General features: G+C 70.3%; 21 protein-coding genes. 13 read left to right on the plus strand and 8 right to left on the minus strand.

All coding sequences use genetic code 11. The features are described from left to right. The first annotated feature begins 63 nt into the window (after positions 1-63). Positions 64-1,311: a tyrosine--tRNA ligase gene (gene tyrS / locus KBA23_RS07595; RefSeq protein WP_290738881.1), complete on the plus strand. Its 1,248-nt coding sequence runs from the start codon at positions 64-66 to the stop codon at positions 1,309-1,311. Between the two features lie 120 nt (positions 1,312-1,431). Further along, positions 1,432-1,722 carry a hypothetical protein gene (locus KBA23_RS07600; RefSeq protein WP_290738884.1) on the plus strand — a complete coding sequence of 97 codons (291 nt, stop codon included), beginning with the start codon at positions 1,432-1,434 and terminating at the stop codon, positions 1,720-1,722. A gap of 4 nt (positions 1,723-1,726) precedes the next feature. Here the strand turns inward: KBA23_RS07600 and KBA23_RS07605 are convergent, their stop codons facing one another. From KBA23_RS07605 to KBA23_RS07630, 6 genes are all read right to left on the minus strand, one after another. Beyond that, complete coding sequence (locus KBA23_RS07605; RefSeq protein WP_290738887.1) at positions 1,727-2,197, minus strand: lytic transglycosylase domain-containing protein; 471 nt, start codon at positions 2,195-2,197, stop codon at positions 1,727-1,729. A 201-nt stretch (positions 2,198-2,398) separates the two neighbouring features. Continuing rightward, positions 2,399-2,896 carry a hypothetical protein gene (locus KBA23_RS07610; RefSeq protein WP_290738890.1) on the minus strand — a complete coding sequence of 166 codons (498 nt, stop codon included), beginning with the start codon at positions 2,894-2,896 and terminating at the stop codon, positions 2,399-2,401. Between the two features lie 66 nt (positions 2,897-2,962). Further along, positions 2,963-3,472 (minus strand): hypothetical protein, encoded by a 510-nt coding sequence (locus KBA23_RS07615; RefSeq protein ID WP_290738893.1) that lies wholly within the window; start codon positions 3,470-3,472, stop codon positions 2,963-2,965. A 402-nt stretch (positions 3,473-3,874) separates the two neighbouring features. Then, a complete protein-coding gene (locus tag KBA23_RS07620) occupies positions 3,875-4,453 on the minus strand; it encodes an HdeD family acid-resistance protein (RefSeq protein WP_290738896.1) in 579 nt (192 codons plus the stop codon). A 7-nt stretch (positions 4,454-4,460) separates the two neighbouring features. After that, on the minus strand, positions 4,461-5,030 hold the full coding sequence (locus tag KBA23_RS07625; RefSeq protein WP_290738899.1) for a hypothetical protein: 570 nt from the start codon (positions 5,028-5,030) through the stop codon (positions 4,461-4,463). Beyond that, positions 5,020-8,430 (minus strand): indolepyruvate ferredoxin oxidoreductase family protein, encoded by a 3,411-nt coding sequence (locus KBA23_RS07630; RefSeq protein WP_290738902.1) that lies wholly within the window; start codon positions 8,428-8,430, stop codon positions 5,020-5,022. The genes KBA23_RS07625 and KBA23_RS07630 overlap by 11 nt, the downstream gene beginning before the upstream one ends. Positions 8,431-8,661: 231 nt before the next feature. On the opposite strand from KBA23_RS07630, the gene KBA23_RS07635 reads away from it, so the two are divergent. The 5 genes from KBA23_RS07635 (at position 8,662) to KBA23_RS07655 (ending at position 13,192) form a co-directional block, all read left to right on the plus strand. Beyond that, positions 8,662-9,561, plus strand: a complete 900-nt coding sequence (locus KBA23_RS07635; RefSeq protein ID WP_290738905.1) for a LysR family transcriptional regulator — start codon at positions 8,662-8,664, stop codon at positions 9,559-9,561. Positions 9,562-9,818: 257 nt separating this feature from the next. After that, positions 9,819-12,017, plus strand: coding sequence for a phosphoribosylformylglycinamidine synthase subunit PurL (purL, locus tag KBA23_RS07640; protein WP_290738908.1), 2,199 nt, complete (start codon positions 9,819-9,821; stop codon positions 12,015-12,017). 80 nt (positions 12,018-12,097) lie between these two features. Then, on the plus strand, positions 12,098-12,340 hold the full coding sequence (locus KBA23_RS07645; protein ID WP_290738910.1) for a BolA family protein: 243 nt from the start codon (positions 12,098-12,100) through the stop codon (positions 12,338-12,340). Positions 12,341-12,344: 4 nt separating this feature from the next. Then, the gene (gene grxD, locus KBA23_RS07650) at positions 12,345-12,719 is read left to right on the plus strand and encodes a Grx4 family monothiol glutaredoxin (RefSeq protein WP_290738913.1); all 375 of its coding nucleotides are present in this window, start codon (positions 12,345-12,347) and stop codon (positions 12,717-12,719) included. Beyond that, positions 12,719-13,192 (plus strand): GFA family protein, encoded by a 474-nt coding sequence (locus KBA23_RS07655; protein ID WP_290738916.1) that lies wholly within the window; start codon positions 12,719-12,721, stop codon positions 13,190-13,192. The genes grxD and KBA23_RS07655 overlap by 1 nt, the downstream gene beginning before the upstream one ends. 38 nt (positions 13,193-13,230) lie before the next feature. On the opposite strand, the gene zapA is transcribed toward KBA23_RS07655, so the two are convergent. Both zapA and KBA23_RS07665 read right to left on the minus strand, forming a co-directional pair. Further along, complete coding sequence (gene zapA, locus KBA23_RS07660; RefSeq protein WP_290738919.1) at positions 13,231-13,668, minus strand: cell division protein ZapA; 438 nt, start codon at positions 13,666-13,668, stop codon at positions 13,231-13,233. A gap of 1 nt (position 13,669) precedes the next feature. After that, on the minus strand, positions 13,670-13,924 hold the full coding sequence (locus KBA23_RS07665) for a hypothetical protein (RefSeq protein WP_290738922.1): 255 nt from the start codon (positions 13,922-13,924) through the stop codon (positions 13,670-13,672). A 304-nt stretch (positions 13,925-14,228) separates the two neighbouring features. Between KBA23_RS07665 and tkt the strand changes: the two genes are divergently transcribed. The 6 genes from tkt to KBA23_RS07695 all read left to right on the plus strand — a co-directional run bounded on the left by tkt (position 14,229) and on the right by KBA23_RS07695 (position 21,365). After that, positions 14,229-16,247, plus strand: a complete 2,019-nt coding sequence (gene tkt / locus KBA23_RS07670) for a transketolase (RefSeq protein ID WP_290738925.1) — start codon at positions 14,229-14,231, stop codon at positions 16,245-16,247. Positions 16,248-16,257: 10 nt separating this feature from the next. Then, positions 16,258-17,448, plus strand: a complete 1,191-nt coding sequence (locus KBA23_RS07675; RefSeq protein ID WP_290738928.1) for a phosphoglycerate kinase — start codon at positions 16,258-16,260, stop codon at positions 17,446-17,448. A gap of 30 nt (positions 17,449-17,478) precedes the next feature. Then, positions 17,479-18,408: a class I fructose-bisphosphate aldolase gene (locus tag KBA23_RS07680; protein ID WP_290738931.1), complete on the plus strand. Its 930-nt coding sequence runs from the start codon at positions 17,479-17,481 to the stop codon at positions 18,406-18,408. Between the two features lie 157 nt (positions 18,409-18,565). Next, positions 18,566-18,883 carry a septum formation initiator family protein gene (locus KBA23_RS07685; protein WP_290738934.1) on the plus strand — a complete coding sequence of 106 codons (318 nt, stop codon included), beginning with the start codon at positions 18,566-18,568 and terminating at the stop codon, positions 18,881-18,883. Between the two features lie 99 nt (positions 18,884-18,982). Continuing rightward, positions 18,983-19,978: a pyruvate dehydrogenase (acetyl-transferring) E1 component subunit alpha gene (pdhA, locus tag KBA23_RS07690; RefSeq protein ID WP_290738936.1), complete on the plus strand. Its 996-nt coding sequence runs from the start codon at positions 18,983-18,985 to the stop codon at positions 19,976-19,978. Positions 19,979-19,991: 13 nt separating this feature from the next. Beyond that, positions 19,992-21,365, plus strand: a complete 1,374-nt coding sequence (locus KBA23_RS07695; RefSeq protein ID WP_290738938.1) for a pyruvate dehydrogenase complex E1 component subunit beta — start codon at positions 19,992-19,994, stop codon at positions 21,363-21,365. Positions 21,366-21,374 lie beyond the last annotated feature (9 nt).

Consider the following 21,374-nt stretch of genomic DNA (forward strand, 5'->3'; position numbering starts at 1 on the left):
GCCCTTTCCTCGGCCCGCCCGAGCCTATAGAGACGGCCCGCCGCCCGGGAAAGGACCGAGCCGATGACCCACGCCCCCAAGAGCGAATTCCTCCGGACGCTTCAGGCGCGCGGTTTCGTGCAGGACTGCACCGACCTCGCCGGGCTCGACGCCGCGCTCATGGCCGGTCGGGTCACCGCCTATGTCGGCTACGACGCCACGGGCCGGTCGCTCCATGTCGGCCACCTCGTCAACATCATGATGCTGCGCTGGCTGCAAAAGACCGGCCACCGGCCGATCACGCTCATCGGCGGCGGCACCACCAAGGTCGGCGACCCGTCGTTTCGCGACGACGAGCGGCCGCTCCTCACCCCCGAGCAGATCGCCGCCAACGCCGGCGCGTTGCGCACCGTGTTCGACCGCTACCTCGACTACGGCGCGGGCGGCGCCTTGATGCTCGACAACGCCGACTGGCTCGACGGGCTCAACTACCTCGGCTTCCTGCGCGACATCGGCCGGCACTTCTCGGTCAACCGGATGCTCTCGTTCGAGAGCGTCAAGTCGCGCCTCGACCGCGACCAGAGCCTGTCGTTCCTCGAGTTCAACTACATGATCCTCCAGGCCTACGACTTCCTGGAGCTCCACCGCCGCGAGGGTTGCGTCCTCCAGATGGGCGGCTCGGACCAGTGGGGCAACATCGTCAACGGCATAGACCTGACCCGCCGGGCACTCGGCGCCGAGGTCTTCGGCCTGACCTCGCCGCTGCTCACCACCTCGGACGGCAGGAAGATGGGCAAGACCGCCGGCGGCGCCGTCTGGCTCAACGCCGAGATGCTGTCCCCCTATGATTTCTGGCAGTTCTGGCGCAACACCACCGACGCCGACGTGGGGCGTTTTCTCAAGCTTTACACCGAGCTTGCCGTAGAGGAATGCGACCGGCTCGGCGCTCTCGGCGGCGCGGAGGTCAATGCGGCCAAGGTCGTGCTCGCCAACGAGGCGACGGCGCTCCTGCATGGCCGCGCGGCCGCGGAGGCGGCCGAGGCGACCGCGCGCGCTGTCTTCCAGCAGGGCGGCGTCGGCGAGGATCTGACCGTCCTTACCCTGCCGCGCGCCGACCTCGCCGCCGGGATGACCAGCGCCCATGTCCTCGCCGCGGCCGGAATCGTGAAATCCGGCAAGGAAGCCAAGCGGTTGATCGGCGAGCGCGGCGTTCGCTTCGACAACGAGATCGTCCTCGATCCGAACGCCCCCGTCACCGCCGAGACGATCGGCGACGAGCTCAAGATCTCCGTCGGCAAGAAGAAGCACTACCTCCTCCGCCTTGCCGGCTGACGTCAGGGGAACCGGGCAGGAATCAGGCTTGCCACTTCTTCAGGATTCGACAAGGCTTCGGCGCCAGTCCGGCGCCCGGGCCGTTGGCGTCAGGGGCGGGACCTGAGGGAGGATCCGACCATGCGCCGCCTCGTTCTTGCCGTCGCCGTCCTCGCCGCCGGGCCCGCGTCGGCGGAGGTTCCCTTCAGCCGTCAGCAGTTCGACGAGACGACCTGCGGGGAATGGGAGAAGCTCGACATGACCGCGCGGATCGAGGCGCTGCGCGGGATCGCGCCGTTCGGGGCGTTCCTCGAGGCGAGCGACCGGGGGGCGGCGGAGGACTGGGCCGACGAGGTCGCGCTGGAGTGCCGCGGCCATCCGGACCGGCTCCTGACCGAGGCGGCGATGGCGGCGGAGCAGCCGGGAGGCTGAGGGATCAGCGCAGCCCGGTCTCCTCGAGCAGGCCCTTGCGCTTGGCCTCGTAGTAGTAGCCGCGCGCATACCACTGCACCGCCTCGTCCATGTCGCCGTCCGAGACGAGCCAGGCGCCGCGCAGGTACTTGACCGCGTATTTGAGGTTGGTCTCGGCGTCGAGAAGCCCCGCGGGCGATCCGTCGTAGCCCATGCCGCGCGCGGTGGCGGGCAGGATCTGCATCAGGCCGTAGTAGGGGCCGTTGCGGGCGGCGGGGTTGTGGCGGCTCTCGCGGATCACCACCCGCTGCACGAGGTCCGGGGGCACGTCGTAGGCGTCGGCATACTCGTCGATCAGCGCCCGAAGCTCGGGCGTCTCGCCCGGGTAGAGCGCGCGCGAGGCGACGGGAGCGGGCGCGGCGGCCTTCTCGGGGCCGGCGCAGGCGGAGAGCGCCGCGATGGCGAGCGAGGCGAGAAGGAGGGTCTTGGCGCGCATCCGGGGGCTCCCGTTTCCGATGGCCTCCAGAATCCCCCGCGGGGCGACTCCGCGTCAACCGAGGGACGAACACGCCCGCACCCCATCGGCGGAGGTCCGCCGAACCCCCGTCGCCGCGTTGCAGGATCAAGCCGCATCCGTATGGAAATCATACGGGATTCGGCCGATAGTGAGGTGATGCGGCGGTTGAGGAGCGCCCGCTTACTGCATCATCACGCGCAGGTTGGGATAACGGAGCGGCCCGACCTTGGCATAGCCGTAGGTCCAGCCCATCCCCCACGCGATCCGCTGCGGCGGGTTGCCGCCGCCCCGCGACCAGGAGAAATCCGGCAGGACGGCGGCCGCGCCCTCGAGCGCCCCGGCGGTGCAGCGCGCCGTCAGCGCCGGCGCGTCCGGGCCGAGATCGGCGATCACCAGGCGCCCCGGCGTCGCGAGGTTCGCGGCGAACGCCCCGCCCGTCACCCGGCACGTCGCGCCCTTGATCTCCACGACGGAGCCGTCGGTCTCGGTCGCGAAGGCGCGCACGGACAGGCCGAGATCGCGGCGGCCCGGCGGCGTCATCGAGTCGGGCCGCGCCTCGGCGCGCGTCGCCGGCAGCCCCCAGCCGCCGCCGCGGACCGCCGGCCCGAACCCGAAGACGTCGCCGCCCGCGCATCCCGCGAGGGCCAGCGCCGCCGCCGCCAGGGTGATCGCTCGCATTGCCGCCTCCGCGCACTGTCTGTCCGGGGCACAGCCTAGCGCCGGTCGCGCTGGCTGTCGACGGCGCTACTCGATCGGAATCGCGATGTCGGGGTAGCGGACGGCGGCGACCGGCCCGTTCGTGCCCGGGCTCCAGATTCCGCCTATGGACACCCCGGCGCCGGATCCGGACCAACCGTCGCCCCCTCCCGTGCCGATCCCGATGCCGATGGCGGGATAGACCCCGCCAATGCCCCCGTAGGCCCGGAACGCCGGCACGACCACGCGCGCGCCCTGTCGGCCGTCGGCCGTGCAGGCGATGCGGACGGGCTGGCTCGCCGCGCCATAGCTCGGGACCGCAAGCGTCGCAGGCGCCGTGAAGTCGGCGCGAAACCCTGCCCCCTCGGCGGTGCAGGCGGCGGGCACGGAGGCCCCGCCGCGGGTGGCGGTCACGTCGAAGCGCGCTTCGCCGGTCACGCCGACCGCCGCGCCCGGCTCGACCGCCGCGGGGACGAGCGGCAGCGCCGGGCCGGCGGGCTCCACGGGCGCGCAGGCTGCCGCGCCCAGGGCCGCCGCGATGATGATGATCGGTCTCATACCATTTCCGCCTGATCCCTTCGGCATGACCCGTTCCGCGCAGCCCCCGGCTGCGCCCATCCGGTTTCTCCCCGGATCGCACTTGCCGGGGCGCCGGTGGCGCCCCGCGCGATCCGGTCGGCCCGCGCCGCAAGCGCGGGTCGAGGGGCCAGCCGATATCTCCGAAGCTCGCATCGGCGCGCGACTGCCCTGGCTGGCGCGGAACGCGCCTGCCCTCGGAAGGGCAGTCGCGTGCCGATTTCGCCAACGGTCGAAATCGGCGGGGATACCGGCGGGGTTTCCGAGCCGCATCGGCCGAACCGATCACGTCTCATGGCTTCGCCTCCTCTCTGCGCCTCGGCGTCCACGCGCGGGCGGACCGCGGCGATGCGCGCCTTGCCGGCGAGAGGCGTCGGGCGACGGTCAGACCTCGGCGCGGCGCAGGTTCCAGGCCAGCCAGGCGAGCGCGCCGCCGGCGGCGATCAGGTAGACGCCCACGAGGAAGCCAAGCAGCCAGTGCGCCGTGCCGCCGAGGTTCGCCGCGAGGATCATGGCGATGACGATCCCGAAGACGCCGCTGCCGAGGATCCAGAGCCAGTCGTCCATCGGACGGATCATCAGCGCGAACGCGATCCGCGCCACCGCCTCGATCATGATGTAGACGACGAGAAGGAGCGCCACCGCCAGTAGCCCCGCCTCGGGTCGCGAGATCAGCAGAAAGCCGACCACGATCCCCAGCGCCACCGAGACGAGCTGCAGCCAGAAATACGGCACCTTGTGCGCGCCGATGAGGCCGACCGCCTGCACGATGCCGCTGAGCACCAGGAGCCATCCGATCAGGACGAGCACCCCCGTCCCGAAGATCACCGGGAAGATCAGCGCAAGCGCCCCGGCCACGACCAGAAGCACGCCCTCCACGAGGTAGAGCAGCGATCGCGAGCGTATATTGTCGCGAACCGCCTCGCGCAGCACCGCGGAGGCTTCGTTCACCGTGATGGCCATGGGCCGCCTACTCCTGAAGCACGTCGACTGCGCCGAGTTCTGCCGCAAGCCTGCCGCCCTGTCCACCGGCAGGCGGCGCGAGCGTCACGTGAATGTCGGGATAGACGAAGGTCGGCACCGAAGGCGCGCCCCAGTTATCCCAGCCCCAGCCGCCGCCCCAGCCCCACGGCCCCGGCCCGTAGTAGGGCCAGGGGCCGGGCCCCGGCCACGCGCCGGGCGCGCTCACCCAGCGGATCACCACGCCCTGCTCGGCGACGCCCTTCCAGCCGTTCGCCTCGCAGGCGACGCCCAGCGTCGGCGACTGCGGGCCGAAGCTCGGGAACACCACGCGCGCGGGCGATCTCAGCCGGGTATGGAACAGGATCGAGTCGACCTTGCAGACGGCGCCGCCGACCTCGGAGCGTTCGCCGTCCGGGGTCGCCGCGAAGGTCCGCACCACGACGTCGGCCTGCCCCTGCGCCGTCATTCCCGGTTGCGCCGGCACCACCGCCGTCGGCTGGAGCGGCAGTCCGCCCGACGCACAGCCCGCCAGCGCCAGCGCGCCGACGGCGAGGCCGAGCGCCCTGCTACGCCGCATGGACCGTCCTCCTGCCCCCGGAGTCGAACTCGGCGAGAAGCGCCGCCCGCCGGCTTGCGGCGGCGGCGGCCGCGGCCTCCTTGACCGGGCCGAACCCGCGGATTTCGAGGGGCAGCGCGGCGAGCTCGACCGCGACGTCGCGGGTCGCCGGCGTCAGCGCCGCGGCGAGCCGGTCCATGTCCGCCTCGTACTCGGCGATCAGCGCGCGCTCCATGCGCCGCTCCGCGGTGCGGCTGAACGGGTCGAGCGCGGTGCCGCGCAGCCCCCTGAAGCGCGCCAGCGCCTTCATCGCCTTCAGCATCCACGGGCCGAACTCGCGCTTCGCCGGGCGGCCGTCGGGACCGGGCCTCGACAGGAACGGCGGGGCCATGTGGAAGCGCATCTCGCGCACGTTCTCGAAGCCCTCGGCGACGGCCCGCTCCAGCGTCTCGGCGTGCAGGCGCGCGACCTCGTACTCGTCCTTGTAGGCGAGGAGCTTGTGATAGCCGCGCGCGACCGCCTCGCCGAACGCCGGATCGACGGCGCGGGCGGCCTCGACCCGTTCGCGGTAGCGCCGCGCGAGCCGGGCATTCTGGTAGTTGGTCAGGTGGGCGGCGCGGCGCTCGACGAGCGCGGCGAAGTCCGGCGCCGGCGGCGGGGCCTCGGGCGCGGTGACGGCGGCCGCGGCGCGCGGCTCGGCGATCGCCCAGCGGCCGAGGCGGAAGGCGGCCTTGTTGCCGTCGACCCCGGCCCCGTTGAGTTCGATCGCCCGCAGGATCGCCTCCTCGCTGACCGGGACCAGCCCCGCCTGCCAGGCGGCGCCGAGCATGAGCATGTTGGCGTAAATCGCGTCTCCAAGCGTCTTTTCCGCCAGGCGCGTCGCGTCGAGCATGGCGAGGCCGTCCTCGCCCAGCCGCGCGCGCAGGGCCAGCGTCAGCCGGTCGGTCGGCAGGTGGAAGTCGCGGTTGCGGGTGAAGTCGCCAGTGACGATCTCGTGGGCGTTGACGACGCCGCGGGTGCGCCCGCGGGTCATGAGCCCGAGCGTCTTCGCGCCCGCCGCCACGACGATGTCGCCGCCGATCAGCGCGTCGGCCTCGCCGACCGCCACGCGGATGGCGGTGATGTCCGAGGGCTTCGGCGCGATGCGGACATGGATCGAGACGGCGCCGCCCTTCTGGGCGAGGCCGGCCATCTCCATGACGCCGGCCCCGTGGCCGTCGACGTGCGCGGCCATGGCGAGGACCGCGCCGACGGTCACGACGCCGGTGCCGCCGACGCCGGTGATGACGGTGTTCCACGAGCGGCCGAGCGCCGGCAGCTTCGGCGCCGGCAGGTCGCCGATCGCCACCTCGGCCGGGGCGGCCTTCCGCACCTTCGCGCCCTCGAGGGTGACGAAGGAGGGGCAGAAGCCCTTGAGGCAGGAGAAGTCCTTGTTGCAGGAGGACTGGTCGATGGCGCGCTTGCGGCCGAACTCGGTTTCGAGCGGCACGATGGAGACGCAGTTCGACTGCACGCCGCAGTCGCCGCAGCCCTCGCAGACGTCCGGGTTGATGAAGACTCGGCGGTCGGGGTCGGGGAACTTGCCGCGCTTGCGGCGGCGGCGCTTCTCGGCGGCGCAGGTCTGGATGTAGAGGATGGCGGAGACGCCCTCGACGTTTTCGAGCTCGCGCTGCACGGCGTCGAGCTCGTCGCGCGGGCGCATCGGGATGGTGAAGTCGTTCAGGTCGACCGCCTCCTTGGGGTCGTAGATGCCGATGATGGTCCTGACGCCCATCGCCTGCAACTCGCGGGCGATCCGAGGCGCGTCGAGGCCGCCCTCGTTGGGCTGGCCGCCGGTCATGGCGACGGCGTCGTTGTAGAGGATCTTGTAGGTGACGTTCACGCCGGCCGCGAGCGCGGCGCGGATCGCGAGGCTGCCCGAGTGGTTGTAGGTGCCGTCGCCGAGGTTCTGGAAGATGTGCTTGCGCTTCGAGAAGGGCGCCTCGCCGATCCAGTTCGCGCCTTCGCCCCCCATGTGGGTGAAGCCCTCGGTGTCGCGGTCCATCCACTGCACCATGTAGTGGCAGCCGATGCCGGCATAGGCGCGGGCGCCGTCGGGGAGGCGCGTCGAGGTGTTGTGCGGGCAGCCGGAGCAGAACCACGGCTTGCGGACGGCGATCTCCTCGGCGTTGTCGGCCCGCACCGCCTCGGCCAGCATGGCGCGGCGGGCGACCAGCGTTTCGGTCTCGACCCCGTCGTCGGCGAGGAGATCGCCGAGCGTGCGCGCCACCTTCACCGGATCGAGCGCCTGCTTGACGCTGAAGATCACCTTGCCCTTCTCGTCCTTCCAGCCGGTGACGCGGCGGCCGCGGCGGTCGTCGAAGATCGCCTCCTTGATCTGCACCTCGATGAGCTTGCGCTTCTCCTCGACCACGATGATGTGCTCGAGGTCGTGCGCCCACTCGCGGAGACTCTCCATGTCGAGCGGCCAGACCATGCCGACCTTGTAGGTGGCGATCCCGAGCCGCCGGCATTCGGCGTCGTCGAGGCCGAGCAGCTCCAGCGCATGGGCGACGTCGAGCCAGGACTTGCCGGCGGAGACGATGCCGATCCTGGCCTTGCCGTCGCCATGCACGCGGCGGTCGAGCCGGTTCGCCCGCGCGAACGCCTCGGCCGCGAAGCGCTTGTAGTCGTGGAGCCGCGCCTCCTGCGCGACCGGGGTGTCGTGCAGCCGGATGTTGAGCCCGCCCGGCGGCATGGCGAAGTCGGTCGGCAGCTTGATGTCGAGCCGGTGCGGATCGCCGTAGACGACCTCGCTCACCTCGATCGTGTCCTTGACGCATTTCAGCCCGACCCAGCAGCCGGAATACCGCGACAGGGCCCAGCCATAGAGCCCGTAGTCGAGGATCTCCTGCACGCCGGCCGGCGACAGGATCGGCATCATCACGTCGACGAGCGCGAACTCGGAGTGATGCAGGACCGTGGAACTCTCGCCGGTGTGGTCGTCCCCCATGCAGACGAGGACGCCGCCCTTCTCGGCCGAGCCGGCCATGTTGGCGTGCCGGAACACGTCGCCGCAGCGGTCGACGCCCGGGCCCTTGCCGTACCAGAGCCCGAAGACCCCCTCGACGCGGCCTTCGCCCCGGATCGCCACCTGCTGGCTGCCCCAGAGCGCCGTCGCCGCGAGATCCTCGTTCAGGCCCGGCTCGAACTTGATGTCCGCGGCCTCGAGCTGCTTGCTCGCCGCCATCATCGCGAGATCGACGCCGCCGAGCGGCGAGCCGCGATAGCCCGAGACGAAGCCGCCGGTGGCGAGACCCGCCGCCTCGTCGCGCGCCCGTTGCATCAGCAGCACGCGCACCAGCGCCTGGATGCCGCCGAGAAGGACGACGTCCTTGCGGAGATCGTAGCGGTCGGAAAGTGAGACATCGTGGAGCGTCATCGGCGTGGTTCCCCCCTGAGTCTGCCCCGCCAGCGAGTTTCCCGAAGCATAGGTCAGAACCCATGACCAAAAAAGCGAAATTCGCCAGATGGTTCCCTGCGCGATCGAAAAGCACGAAGATTGCGCGGGCGCATGGCAGGAATGCGTCCAGCGCAATTCCCTGTCCAGTCGCGCGAAATCTGTGCTATCCCCGCGCGCACGGGCCGGCAGGCCCGGACCGGCGGACGGGCCATGGACTGGGACAAGCTGCGAATCTTTCACGCTGTCGCAGAGGCCGGCAGCCTGACGCATGCGGGGGATCAGCTGCACCTGAGCCAGTCGGCGGTCAGCCGCCAGATCCGCGCGCTCGAGGAGAGCCTCGACACGACGCTTTTCCGCCGCCATGCCCGCGGCCTCATCCTCACCGAACAGGGCGAATTGCTGTTCGAGGCGACACGCTCCATGGCGCGCCGGCTCGAGACCACGGCGGCGCGCATCCGCGACAGCGAGGACGAGGTCTTCGGCGACCTGCGCGTGACGACGACGATGGGCTTCGGCGCGCTCTGGCTCGCGCCGCGCCTGCCGCGGCTGTTCGAACGCTACCCCAACCTGCGGCTCGAGCTGATGCTCGAGGAGCGCATCGTCGACCTGCCCATGCGCGAGGCCGACCTCGCCATCCGCATGAAGGAGCCCTCCCAGGCCGACCTGATCCGCCGGCGCATCATGGAGGTGCGCATCCGTCTCTATGCCAGCCGGACCTATGTCGAGCGCGAGGGACTGCCCAGGACGGTCGAGGATCTGGTGTCCCGCCGGCTGATCGTGCAGAACCCGGCTTCGCCGCAGGTGCGAGCCGGCGGGGAGTTCGTGCAGCCGCTCGTCGCGCAGGCCAACTCGACTCTGACGGTCAACACGTATTTCGGCATCCTGCAGGGCGTCATCCACGGCGTCGGCATCGGATCGCTTCCCGACTACATCACCGCAGGCTTCCCCGATCTCGTGCAGGTCCTTCCCGGGCTCGAGAGCGCGGCCATTCCGGTTTACCTCGCCTATGTGCAGGAATTGCGTCACAACAAGCGCGTATGCGCCTTTCGTGACTTCGTCCTGGAGGAGATCACCGCCCACCTGCGGACGATTGCCCCGGCCTCCGAGTGAGGTGATGCAGCCATGCAACAATGCGATAGCGGCCATGCCCAAGCAATGGGCGCCACCCCTTGCCGCGGCCGCGAACGTCGGCTACATTAACCCTCGAAGCTGGATGGCTCGATCGGCGATCCTCTTCAACCTCCCTGTTGGACTTGGGCCGAGCAATTGCTCGGCCTTTTTTTTTCCCGGCCTCCCGCAGGTGCGTTCGGCCTTCCGCTCGCCCCGACAAGCCCCTAGAAAGGCGGCGATCCAGAGCCGGAGGCCCCATGTCCCTCGCCCCCGAGAAGACCCGCGAGCCGGAGGTGACCGACGCGCTCGTTGCGGCGCACGGCCTCAAGCCCGACGAGTATGAACGTATCCTGCGGTTGATAGCCCGCACACCGACGCTGACCGAACTCGGCATCTTCTCGGCGATGTGGAACGAGCATTGCTCGTACAAGTCGTCGAAGAAATGGCTGCGCACCCTGCCGACCGAAGGCCCGCAGGTGATCTGTGGCCCCGGCGAAAACGCCGGCGTGATCGACATCGGCGATGGCCAGGCGCTGGTCTTCAAGATGGAGAGCCACAACCACCCCTCCTACATCGAGCCCTATCAGGGCGCGGCAACCGGGGTGGGCGGCATCCTGCGCGACGTCTTCACCATGGGCGCCCGGCCGATCGCGGCGATGAACGCGCTGAGCTTCGGCTCGCCGGAGCACCCGAAGACCCGCCGACTCGTCCACGGCGTCGTCGAGGGGATCGGCGGCTACGGCAACGCCTTCGGCGTGCCGACCGTGGGGGGCGAGCTGCGCTTCCATCCCGCCTACGACGGCAACTGCCTCGTCAACGCCTTCGCCGCCGGGCTCGCAGACGCGGACGCGATCTTCTACTCGGCCGCGAGCGGGGTGGGCGTGCCGGTGGTCTATCTCGGCGCCAAGACCGGCCGCGACGGCGTCGGCGGCGCGACGATGGCCTCGGCCGAGTTCGACGCCACCATCGAGGAGAAGCGCCCGACCGTGCAGGTAGGCGACCCCTTCACCGAGAAGCGGTTGCTCGAGGCCTGCCTGGAGCTGATGGCGAGCGGGGCGGTGATCTCGATCCAGGACATGGGCGCGGCCGGCCTGACGTGCTCGGCGGTCGAGATGGGCGACAAGGGCGGCCTCGGCATCCGGCTCGACCTCGACCGGGTTCCCGTCCGCGAGGAAGGCATGACCGCCTACGAGATGATGCTCTCAGAGAGCCAGGAGCGGATGCTGATGACGCTCCGCCCGGAGAAGGAGGCCGAGGCGCGGGCGATCTTCGACAAGTGGGATCTCGACTTCGCCGTCGTGGGCGAGACGATTCCCGAGGACCGGTTCCTGATCATGCAGGGCGGCGAGGTGAAGGCGGACCTGCCGCTCAAGGCGCTCTCCGGCGAGGCGCCCGAGTACGACCGTCCCTGGGAGGAGGGCCCGCCCCCGCCGCCGCTCGGGCCGATCCCGGAGATCGACGTGGCCGAGGCGCTGAAGGCGCTGGTCGCGAGCCCGAACTATAGCAGCCGCGCCTGGGTCTGGTCGCAGTACGACCACATGGTGCTGGCAGACACCGTCGTGGTCCCCGGCTCCGACGCCGGCGTGGTGCGGATCCATGGCACCGGGAAGGCCGTCGCCTTCACCAGCGACGTGACGCCGCGGTATTGCCAGGCCGACCCGCAGCGCGGCGGCGCGCAGGCCGTTGCGGAGGCCTATCGCAACCTCTGTGCGACCGGCGCCCTGCCGCTCGCGGTGACGGACAATCTCAACTTCGGCAACCCCGAGAAGCCGGAGATCATGGGCCAGCTCGTCGGCTGCATCCGCGGCATCGCCGAGGCCTGCGCCGCGCTCGACATGCCGGTCGTGTCCGGCAACGTCAGCCTCTACAACGAGACCGAGGGCAAGGCGATCCTGCCGACGCCGACCATCGGCGCCGTCGGCCTCCTGCCATCGGTGGATTTCGTCATCCCGATGGCCCCGCGCGAGGGCGACCGGCTTCTGCTCCTCGGCGAGACATCCGGCCATCTCGGGCAATCGGCGTTGCTCGCGGAGGTTCTCGGCCGCGTCGAGGGTGAGGCGCCGGCGGTGGACCTCGCCGCCGAGCGGGCGGCCGGCGAGTTCCTGCGGAGCGCGAACACGGCCGGGCTGATCGCCGCGGCGCACGACCTCGGGGACGGCGGGCTGGCGCTCGCCGCGGCCGAGATGGCGCTGGCGGGCGGGCTGGGCGTCGAGATCGTCTCGGACGCGGATGTGGAGCCGGCGGGCTGGTTCTTCGGCGAGGACCAGGGCCGCTACCTGATCGCCTGTGCGCCCGAGGCCGCGGCGGCCCTGCTCGCCCGCGGCGCCGAGGCCGGGGTTCCGCTTCGCCCCGTCGGCCGTGCCGCCGGCGTTGCGCTGCGCCTCGGCGCCGCGTCGATCCCGCTCGCGGAGCTGGGCGAGTTGCACCGCGGGGCCCTGCCCCGGCTGCTGTCGTGAAGCCCGGTCGCGGCGCCGCCCTTGCGGCTCCGCGGCCCGAAGACTAGGTTCGGGGCGAGCAACTGCCCCGGACCTTCGCCATGGCCATGGAAGCCGTCGAGATCGAGCACCTGATACGCGCCGCCTTCCCGGGCGCGGAGGTGGAGATCACCGACCTCGCCGGCGACGGCAACCACTACGCCGCCACCGTCGTGGCCGAGGAGTTCCGCGGGCTGAACCGCGTGCGCCAGCACCAGCTGGTCTACGCGGCGCTGAAGGGCAAGATGGAAGGGTCGCGCGGCGAGCTGCATGCGCTCGCGCTGACGACCAAGGCTCCGGAGTGAGAACATGATCGACACCAGCGACGCCGCCCACGCGGCGATCAAGGCCGACATCGACGCCAACGATGTCGTGCTGTTCATGAAAGGCACCGCCGCGATGCCGCAGTGCGGCTTCTCGAGTCGGGTGGCGGGGGTGCTCAACTACATGGGCGTCACCTACAAGGACGTGAACGTGCTGGCCGACGAGGGCGTCCGCAACGGCATCAAATCATTCTCCGACTGGCCGACGATCCCCCAGCTCTACGTCAAGGGCGAGTTCGTCGGCGGCTGCGACATCGTCACCGAGATGACGCTCTCGGGCGAACTCGACGCGCTCTTCGACGCCAAGGGCGTCGCCTACGACAAGGACGCCGCCGCGAAGATCCGGGCGGCGAACGCCTGATGCCGGCGCCGCGGCTGCCGGCCGCGGGCGGTTGCCGCTGCGGGTCTGTGCGGTTCGAGCTGACCGCGCCGCCGCTCGTCACGATGGCCTGCCATTGCACCGGGTGCCAGCGGATGAGTTCGAGCGCCTTCTCGCTCAGCGCGGCGATCCCTGCGGCCGGGCTGCGGATCGTCGCGGGAGAGCCGGTCATCGGCGGGCTCAAGGGTCATCCCGCCCACCATTTCTGCCCGGACTGCATGAGCTGGATGTTCACCCGCTTCGAGGCGGGGGGCATGGAGATCGTCAACCTGCGGCCGACGATGCTCGATGATCCGTCCTGGTTCGCCCCGTTCGTCGAGACCTGGACCAGCGAACGCCTGCCCTGGGCGCAAACGCCGGCGGTCCATTCCTACGAGGGCTTCCCGCCGGAGGAGGACTTCCCCCGCCTCCTCGCGGAATATGCGGAATGGGCCGGGCCGGCGGCGGCGCCGTGACACGGCACGCGCCGACCTGACCGGACAGGAAGGGGGGGTCAGGCGGCGGCGCCGGCCTCCGCACGCTCGGCGAGCGCCTCGATCTCCTCGACGAGCTCGGCGAGGAGCGCCACCGCGGCGTCCTTCTCCTCGTGCAACTCCTCGAGCGCGCGCGGATCGATGATGTGCGTCGCCTGCGTCTCCAGCTTGAGGGCGTTGGCCGCGAGCATCGCCGACTTCGCCTCGGCGATGCGGGCGCGTTCCTCGGCCTGTCGCAGGCGATCCTCGAGCGCGAGGTAGCGATCCTCGAGCGCGGTCATCGAGTCGGCGAGCAGGAGGCCGGCGAGCAGCAGCATCCGCCGCTCCGTCGTGCTGTCGCTCACCTTGACCGCCTCGGCGTCGAGCAGCTGGGCGGCGCGGGCGAGCGACGGCTCCTGCCCGGGCTCGCAGGCGACGTCGAAGACGCGGCCGCCGATCTCGACCGTCAGCTCGGGCATGTCAGACCTCCTCGATCAGCGGCTTGAGCTGGGCGATCAGCTCGTCGAGCGCCGCCACGTCGCGGTCGCGCTTCACGCGCAGCCGCTCCAGTTCGTCGCGAAGCTCGGCGTTCTCCGCCTCGAGCTCGCCGACCCGCGCTTCCAGCCCCGCCAGGTCGGGGTCCGGGGCCGCGCGCGCATCGCGCGCATCGAGCGCGGCCCGAAGGCGCCCGACAGCCGCCGCAATCCGCGCGTCGAGAGGTGTCATCTCTATCATCGGCTCGTCCCTGACCGTGGTCCCGCCCGTTTTAGGCGCCGCCCCGGCACAATGCAATCGGCGGCGCGCGCGCCTTGCCCGCGTTCGTGCGCCGGCGGCGCACCTGGTGGCCGCCAGGCCGTTGCGCCGCAGTCCCTTGCGGGCCGTGCTTGAGGCGCCGCCCAAGGATCCCGCCGTCCGGGCATCCACCGGAAGGCGGGCTCGGACAAGGGGAAATCCGCCTTGACCGAGGGGGATTGGCTGCTAATGGTGCGCCAGTTTTCGCCGGGGCCCGAGCCCGTGCGCCAATGGGAGGCCCTGTCAGGTGAACATCCCCGATCTCCGCGAACGTCATCCGGATCACTGGCGGCGCGCCGCCGCGCTCCGCGTTCTGGCGATGGATGCCGTCGAGGCCGCGAAGTCCGGGCACCCCGGCATGCCGATGGGCATGGCCGACGTGGCGACGGTGCTGTTTTCCAGGCATCTGAAGTTCGACGCCAGCGCGCCGCACTGGCCCGACCGCGACCGCTTCGTGCTCTCGGCCGGGCACGGCTCGATGCTGATCTACGGGCTTCTGCACCTCACCGGCTTCGCGCAGATGACGATCGACGAGATCCGCAACTTCCGCCAGCTCGGCTCGCGCACGGCCGGGCATCCGGAATACGGCCACGCCGAGGGGATTGAGACCACGACCGGGCCGCTCGGCCAGGGCCTTGCCAACGCCGTCGGCATGGCGATCGCTGAGGAGCATCTCGCCGCGCGGTTCGGGCGCAAGGTGGTCGACCACCGCACCTGGGTCATCGCCGGCGACGGCTGCCTGATGGAGGGGATCAGCCAGGAGGCGATCGGCCTCGCCGGCAAGCAGAAGCTTTCGCGGCTGATCGTGCTCTGGGACGACAACGGCATCTCGATCGACGGCAAGGTGAGCCTGTCGGACGTCACCGACCAGCCGGCGCGCTTCGCCGCCTCGGGCTGGTCGGTCCATTCCTGCGACGCGCACGACCCCGCGGACGTCGACCGGGCGCTGACCGAAGCCGCCGCGAGCCCGTTGCCCGCCTTCGTCGACTGCCGCAGCCATATCGGCTTCGGCGCGCCGACCAAGCAGGACAGTCACGCCGCGCACGGCTCGCCGCTCGGCGCCGAGGAGATCGCGCGCACCCGCGAGGTCTACGGCTGGAACGCCGGATCGTTCGATATCCCGAAGGACGTCGCGGAGGCCTGGCGCGCAATCGGCAGCCGCGGCGCGGCGGCGCGGGCCGAGTGGGAGGCGCGGGTCGAGAAGCTGCCGTCCGGCAAGCGCGCCGAATTCCGCCGGGTGACCGCCGGCGAGCCGGCCAGGGGGCTCGCCAAGGCGCTGGCCGCCTACCGCAAGGAGCAGGCCGAGGCGGCGCCCAAGGTCGCGACCCGCAAGGCCTCGGAAATGGCGCTCGAGGTGATCAACGCCGCCGCGCCCGAAACCCTCGGCGGCTCGGCCGACCTGACCGGTTCGAACAACACGCTGACCAGGGGACTCGGCATCTTCGGCCCGGAGAACCGCGCCGGACGCTATGTCCACTACGGCATCCGCGAGCACGGCATGGCCGCGGCGATGAACGGCATCGCGCTCCATGGCGGAGCGATCCCGTACGGCGGCACGTTCCTCGTGTTCTCGGACTATGCGCGGGGCGCGATCCGGCTCTCTGCGCTGATGGGAGTGCGGGTCGTCTACGTGCTCACCCACGACTCGATCGGCCTCGGCGAGGACGGACCGACGCACCAGCCGGTCGAGCACCTCGCGGCCCTGCGTGCCATGCCGAACCTCAACGTCTTCCGCCCCGCCGACGTGATCGAGACCGCCGAGGCTTGGGAACTGGCGCTCGCCGCGGAGAAGACCCCGTCGATTCTGGCGCTGACCCGGCAGAACCTGCCCACGCTGCGCACCACGCCGAGCCGGGCGAACCTGAGCGCGAAGGGGGCCTATATCCTCGCGGAGGGAGAAGGGCGTCCGCGGGTGATCCTGATGGCGACCGGGTCCGAGGTCGAGATCGCGATGGCGGCGCGCAGGATCCTGCAAACCAAGGGAATCTGGACGCGGGTGGTCTCCATGCCGTGCTGGGAGCTCTTCGAGCGGCAGGACGAGGCCTATCGGCGCAAGGTGCTGCCGCGCGGGCCGGTGCGGGTGGCGGTCGAGGCGGCGCTCCGCTTCGGCTGGGACCGCTGGCTCTGCGACGAGCGCGGCGACGGGCGCAAGGCAGGGTTCGTCGGCATGGAGGGCTTCGGCGCGTCGGCCCCGATCGAGGCGCTCTATCCGCATTTCGGCATCACCGCCGAGGCGGTGGCGGCCAAGGCGGAAAGCCTGCTCTGAGGGGAAGCGGATGACCTGGAAGACCCTCGACGACATCGATCTCGACGGCAAGGTCGTGCTGACCCGGGTCGACATCAACGTTCCCATGGAGAACGGCCGGGTCACCGACGCGACGCGGATCGAGCGGATCGCGCCCACGGTGAGGGACATCCTCGCCAGGGGCGGCAAGCCGGTCCTGCTCGCGCATTTCGACCGCCCGAAGGGCAAGGTCGTGCCGGAGATGAGCCTGCGCCAGGTGCTGCCCGCACTTTCCGACGCGCTCGGGGTGGAGGTGACCTTCGCCGAGGACTGCGTGGGCGACGCGGCCGCGGCCGCGGTGGCGGCGCTGCCGAAGGGGGGCGTGCTCCTGCTCGAGAACACCCGCTTCCACAAGGGCGAGGAAAAGAACGATCCCGACTTTGCGGCGGCGCTGGCGAAGCTCGGGGACGTCTACGTCAACGACGCCTTCTCGGCGGCGCACCGGGCGCACGCCTCGACCGAGGGCATCGCGCGCCTCCTGCCCTCGGCGGCCGGGCGGCTGATGCAGGCCGAGCTCGAGGCGCTGGAGAAGGCGCTGGCGAGGCCCGAGCGGCCGGTGGTGGCGGTGGTGGGCGGCGCCAAGGTCTCGACCAAGCTCGAGCTTCTCGGCAACCTGATCGAAAAGGTCGACGCGGTGGTGATCGGCGGCGGCATGGCCAACACCTTCCTCGCGGCGCAGGGGATCGACGTCGGCAAGTCGCTCTGCGAGCACGACATGACCGACACCGCCCGCGAGATCATGGACAAGGCGCACAAGGCCGCATGCGAGATCGTGCTGCCCGTCGACGTGGTGGTGGCGCGCGAGTTCAAGGCCGGGGCGCAGAACGACACGGTGGCGGCGAACGCCTGCCCGCCGGATGCGATGATCCTCGACGCCGGGCCGAACTCGATCGCGCGCATCGCCACGGTGCTGTCGGGGGCGCGGACGCTGGTCTGGAACGGGCCGCTCGGCGCCTTCGAGATCCCGCCCTTCAACGTCGCGACCGACGCGGCGGCACGACAGGCGGCGGCGCTGACGAAGGCGGGCCGGCTGCTGTCGGTGGCCGGCGGCGGCGACACCGTCGCGGCGCTCAACGCGAGCGGCTCCGCATCGGACTTCACCTACGTCTCGACGGCCGGCGGCGCCTTCCTCGAATGGCTCGAGGGCAAGACCCTGCCCGGCGTGGCGGCTCTCGACCAGTGACGCTAATTACCCAGTGAGAAAGGACCGACCATGAAGGCCAGCCGCGCCGTGCAGAAGATCCTCGCCAACTACGAGGGCGAGAACCCGGGCGTGAAGGGGAACCTCTGCCGGATGCTGATGGAGGGCCGGCTCGGCGGCACCGGCAAGATGATCATCCTGCCGGTCGATCAGGGCTTCGAGCACGGGCCGGCGCGCAGCTTCGCGCCTAACCCCCCGGCCTATGACCCGCACTACCACTACCAGATGGCGATCGACGCCGGGCTCAACGCCTACGCCGCGCCGCTCGGGATGCTGGAGGCGGGGGCGGACAGCTTCGCCGGGCAGATCCCGACGATCCTCAAGGCCAACTCGGCCAACTCGCTGATGTCGGACGGGGCGGGCAAGAACCAGGCCGTGACCGCCTCGGTCGACGACGCGCTGCGCCTCGGCTGCGCGGCGATCGGCTTCACGATCTATCCGGGCTCCGACGCTCAGCTCGACATGTACGAGGAGATCGTCGAGATGCGCCGCGAGGCCGCCTCGGTTGGCATCGCCACGGTGATCTGGTCCTATCCGCGCGGCGAGGCGATCACCAAGGACGGCGAGACCGCCATCGACGTCGCCGCCTATGCCGCGCAGATCGCGGCGCTGATCGGCGCGCATGTCATCAAGATCAAGCTCTCCACCGACCACCTGATGCTGCCGGAGGCGAAGAAGGTCTACGAGGACCGCAAGATCGACGTCTCGACCCAGGCGAAGCGCGTGGCGCACTGCATGGACGCCGCCTTCGGCGGGCGGCGGATCGTGGTGTTCTCCGGCGGCGCGGCCAAGGGGTCGGATGCGGTCTACGACGACGCGCGCGCCATCCGCGACGGCGGCGGCAACGGCTCTATCATCGGCCGCAACACCTTCCAGCGGAGCCGCGCCGACGCCATGGCGATGCTCGGCAAGCTCGTCGATATCTACAAGGGCCGCGAGTAGCCGGCCCTCCCGGCACATCGGACGGGGATCGGCGACGGTCCCCGTTCTGCATTCCCCCCGCGGCGCACGGCGCGCCTCGCGGCGTTAACCCTTTGGGGGATTCACAACGCCCGCGTTTTCGGCCATAGTCCGCGAACGATCGAACGTTCGGGGCCAAATGGCTGGATTCAATTCAGAAAGCGAGCCGAAGCGCGGGGCGGTGGCCGGCTCGGTCTTTGCGGTCGTCACCATCGCCCTGATGGGCTACCTGACCTTTGCCGCGCTTCAGGGCGAGCACGGTCTGTTCCGGCTGTTCCAGATCGAGGCGCAGGAAAAGCGGCTCGCCGCCGAACTGGCCGAGTTGAGCGCCGCCCGCGCCGCGATCGCCAACAAGACCGAGCGGCTGTCGAGCGGAAGCCTCGACCTCGACCTGCTCGACGAGCAGGCCCGGCGGGTCCTGGGCCTCGGCCGTCCCGACGAAATCCTCGTTCGCTGAAACTGCGAAATCGATTACACCCCTTCCATCCCGCTTGCGGCGGGATATAATCGCCACTGGTTTAAAGTTAAACCAATTTACGATCCGGGGGGAAGGCAGATGGCGACTGCGCGCCGCGCGACCGCGAAGAGACCCAACGCATCCAAGGAAGAGCTGCTCGAGTACTACCATGAGATGCTGCTGATCCGGCGCTTCGAGGAGAAGGCCGGCCAGCTCTACGGAATGGGCCTGATCGGCGGCTTCTGTCACCTCTACATCGGTCAGGAAGCGGTCGTCGTCGGGCTCGAGGCCACGGCGAAGGAAGGGGACCAGCGCGTCACCTCGTACCGCGACCACGGCCACATGCTCGCCTGCGGCATGGACCCGAAGGGCGTGATGGCCGAACTCACCGGACGCTCGGGCGGCTACAGCCGCGGCAAGGGCGGCTCGATGCACATGTTCTCCGCGGAGAAGAAGTTCTACGGCGGCCACGGCATCGTCGGCGCCCAGGTCTCGATCGGCGCGGGCCTCGCCTTCGCCAACAGGTATCGCGGCAACGACAACGTCAGCTTCGCCTATTTCGGCGACGGCGCCGCGAACCAGGGCCAGATCTACGAGTGCTTCAACATGTGCTCGCTCTGGAAGCTGCCCTGCATATTCGTGATCGAGAACAACCAGTACGCGATGGGCACCAGCCTGAAGCGCGCGTCGTCGACCCCGGCGCTCTACACCCGCGGCGAGGCCTTCGGCATCCCGGGCGAGGCCGTCGACGGCATGGACGTGCTCGCGGTCAAGGCGGCAGGCGAGAAGGCGACCGCGCATTGCCGCGCAGGCGAGGGGCCGTACATCCTCGAGATGAACACCTACCGCTATCGCGGGCACTCGATGTCGGACCCGGCCAAGTACAGGACACGCGAGGAGGTGCAGAAGATGCGCGAGGAGCGCGACCCGATCGACCATGTCCGCGACATGCTGATGGCGGGGAACCTCGCAACCGAGGACGATCTCAAGGAGGTCGACAAGACCATCAAGGCGATCGTCAACGAATCGGCGCAGTTCGCCCAGGATAGCCCCGAGCCGGCCGAATCCGAGCTCTGGACCGACGTATACGCCTGAGGGGGGCCGAACCATGGCGACGCAGATTCTGATGCCGGCCCTCTCGCCGACGATGGAAGAGGGCACGCTGGCGAAGTGGCTGGTCAAGGAGGGCGACAAGGTCGCCTCGGGCCAGATCCTCGCCGAGATCGAGACCGACAAGGCGACGATGGAGTTCGAGGCGGTCGACGAGGGCCTCGTCGGCAAGATCCTGATCCCCGAAGGCACGGAAGGGGTGAAGGTCAACACGCCGATCGCGGTGCTGGTCGAGGAGGGCGAGGACGCCTCGGCGGTCGCGGCGCCGGCCGCGCCGGCGGCGGCGATCGAGACCCCGGGCGAGGCCGCGCCGGCCGAGAAGATGCCGGCCCAGCCCAGGGCCGCGCCGCCCGAGCCGGAGGCCGAGCCCGAGGTTCCCGCCGGCACGGCGATGAAGACCCAGACGGTGCGCGAGGCGTTGCGCGACGCCATGTCCGAGGAGATGCGCCGCGACGGCGACGTCTTCCTGATGGGCGAAGAGGTCGGCGAGTACCAGGGCGCCTACAAGATCAGCCAGGGCCTGCTCGACGAGTTCGGCGCGCGGCGCATCATCGACACGCCGATTACCGAGCACGGCTTCGCCGGCATGGCGGTCGGAGCCGCCTTTGCCGGGCTGCGGCCGATCGTCGAGTTCATGACCTTCAACTTCGCGTTGCAGGCGCTCGACCATATCGTCAACTCCGCAGCCAAGACGCTCTACATGTCAGGCGGCCAGATGGGCGCGCCCATCGTGTTTCGCGGCCCGAACGGCGCCGCGGCCCGCGTGGCGGCGCAGCACAGCCATGACTTCGCGGCGCTCTACTCCAACATCCCCGGCCTCAAGGTCTGCATGCCCTACACGGCGGCCGACGCGAAGGGTCTCCTGAAATCGGCGATCCGCGACAACAACCCGGTGATCTTCCTCGAGAACGAAATCCTCTATGGCCGGAGCTTCGAGCTTCCCGACCTCGAGGACTTCACCGTCCCGATCGGCAAGGCGCGGATCGCGCGCAAGGGCTCGGACGTGACGATCGTCAGCTTCGGCATCGGCATGAGCTATGCGCTCGCCGCGGCCGACGAACTCGCCAAGGAGGGGATCGAGGCCGAGGTGATCGACCTGCGCACGCTGCGGCCGATGGATACCGCCGCGGTGGTCCGCTCGGTGCAGAAGACCAACCGCTGCGTCACCGTCGAGGAAGGCTTCCCGCAGGGGTCCGTCGGCAACTACGTCTCGGCGACGATCATGCAGGAGGCGTTCGACTGGCTCGACGCGCCGGTGATCAACGTCGCCGGCAAGGACGTGCCGATGCCGTATGCCGCGAACCTGGAGAAGTTCGCGCTGGTGACCGTTCCCGAAGTGATCGCGGCCGTGAAGGCCGTCACCTACCGCTGAGGAGCCGGT

It is taken from the genome of Amaricoccus sp., from assembly GCF_017995835.1.
Classification (GTDB): Bacteria; Pseudomonadota; Alphaproteobacteria; order Rhodobacterales; family Rhodobacteraceae; genus Amaricoccus.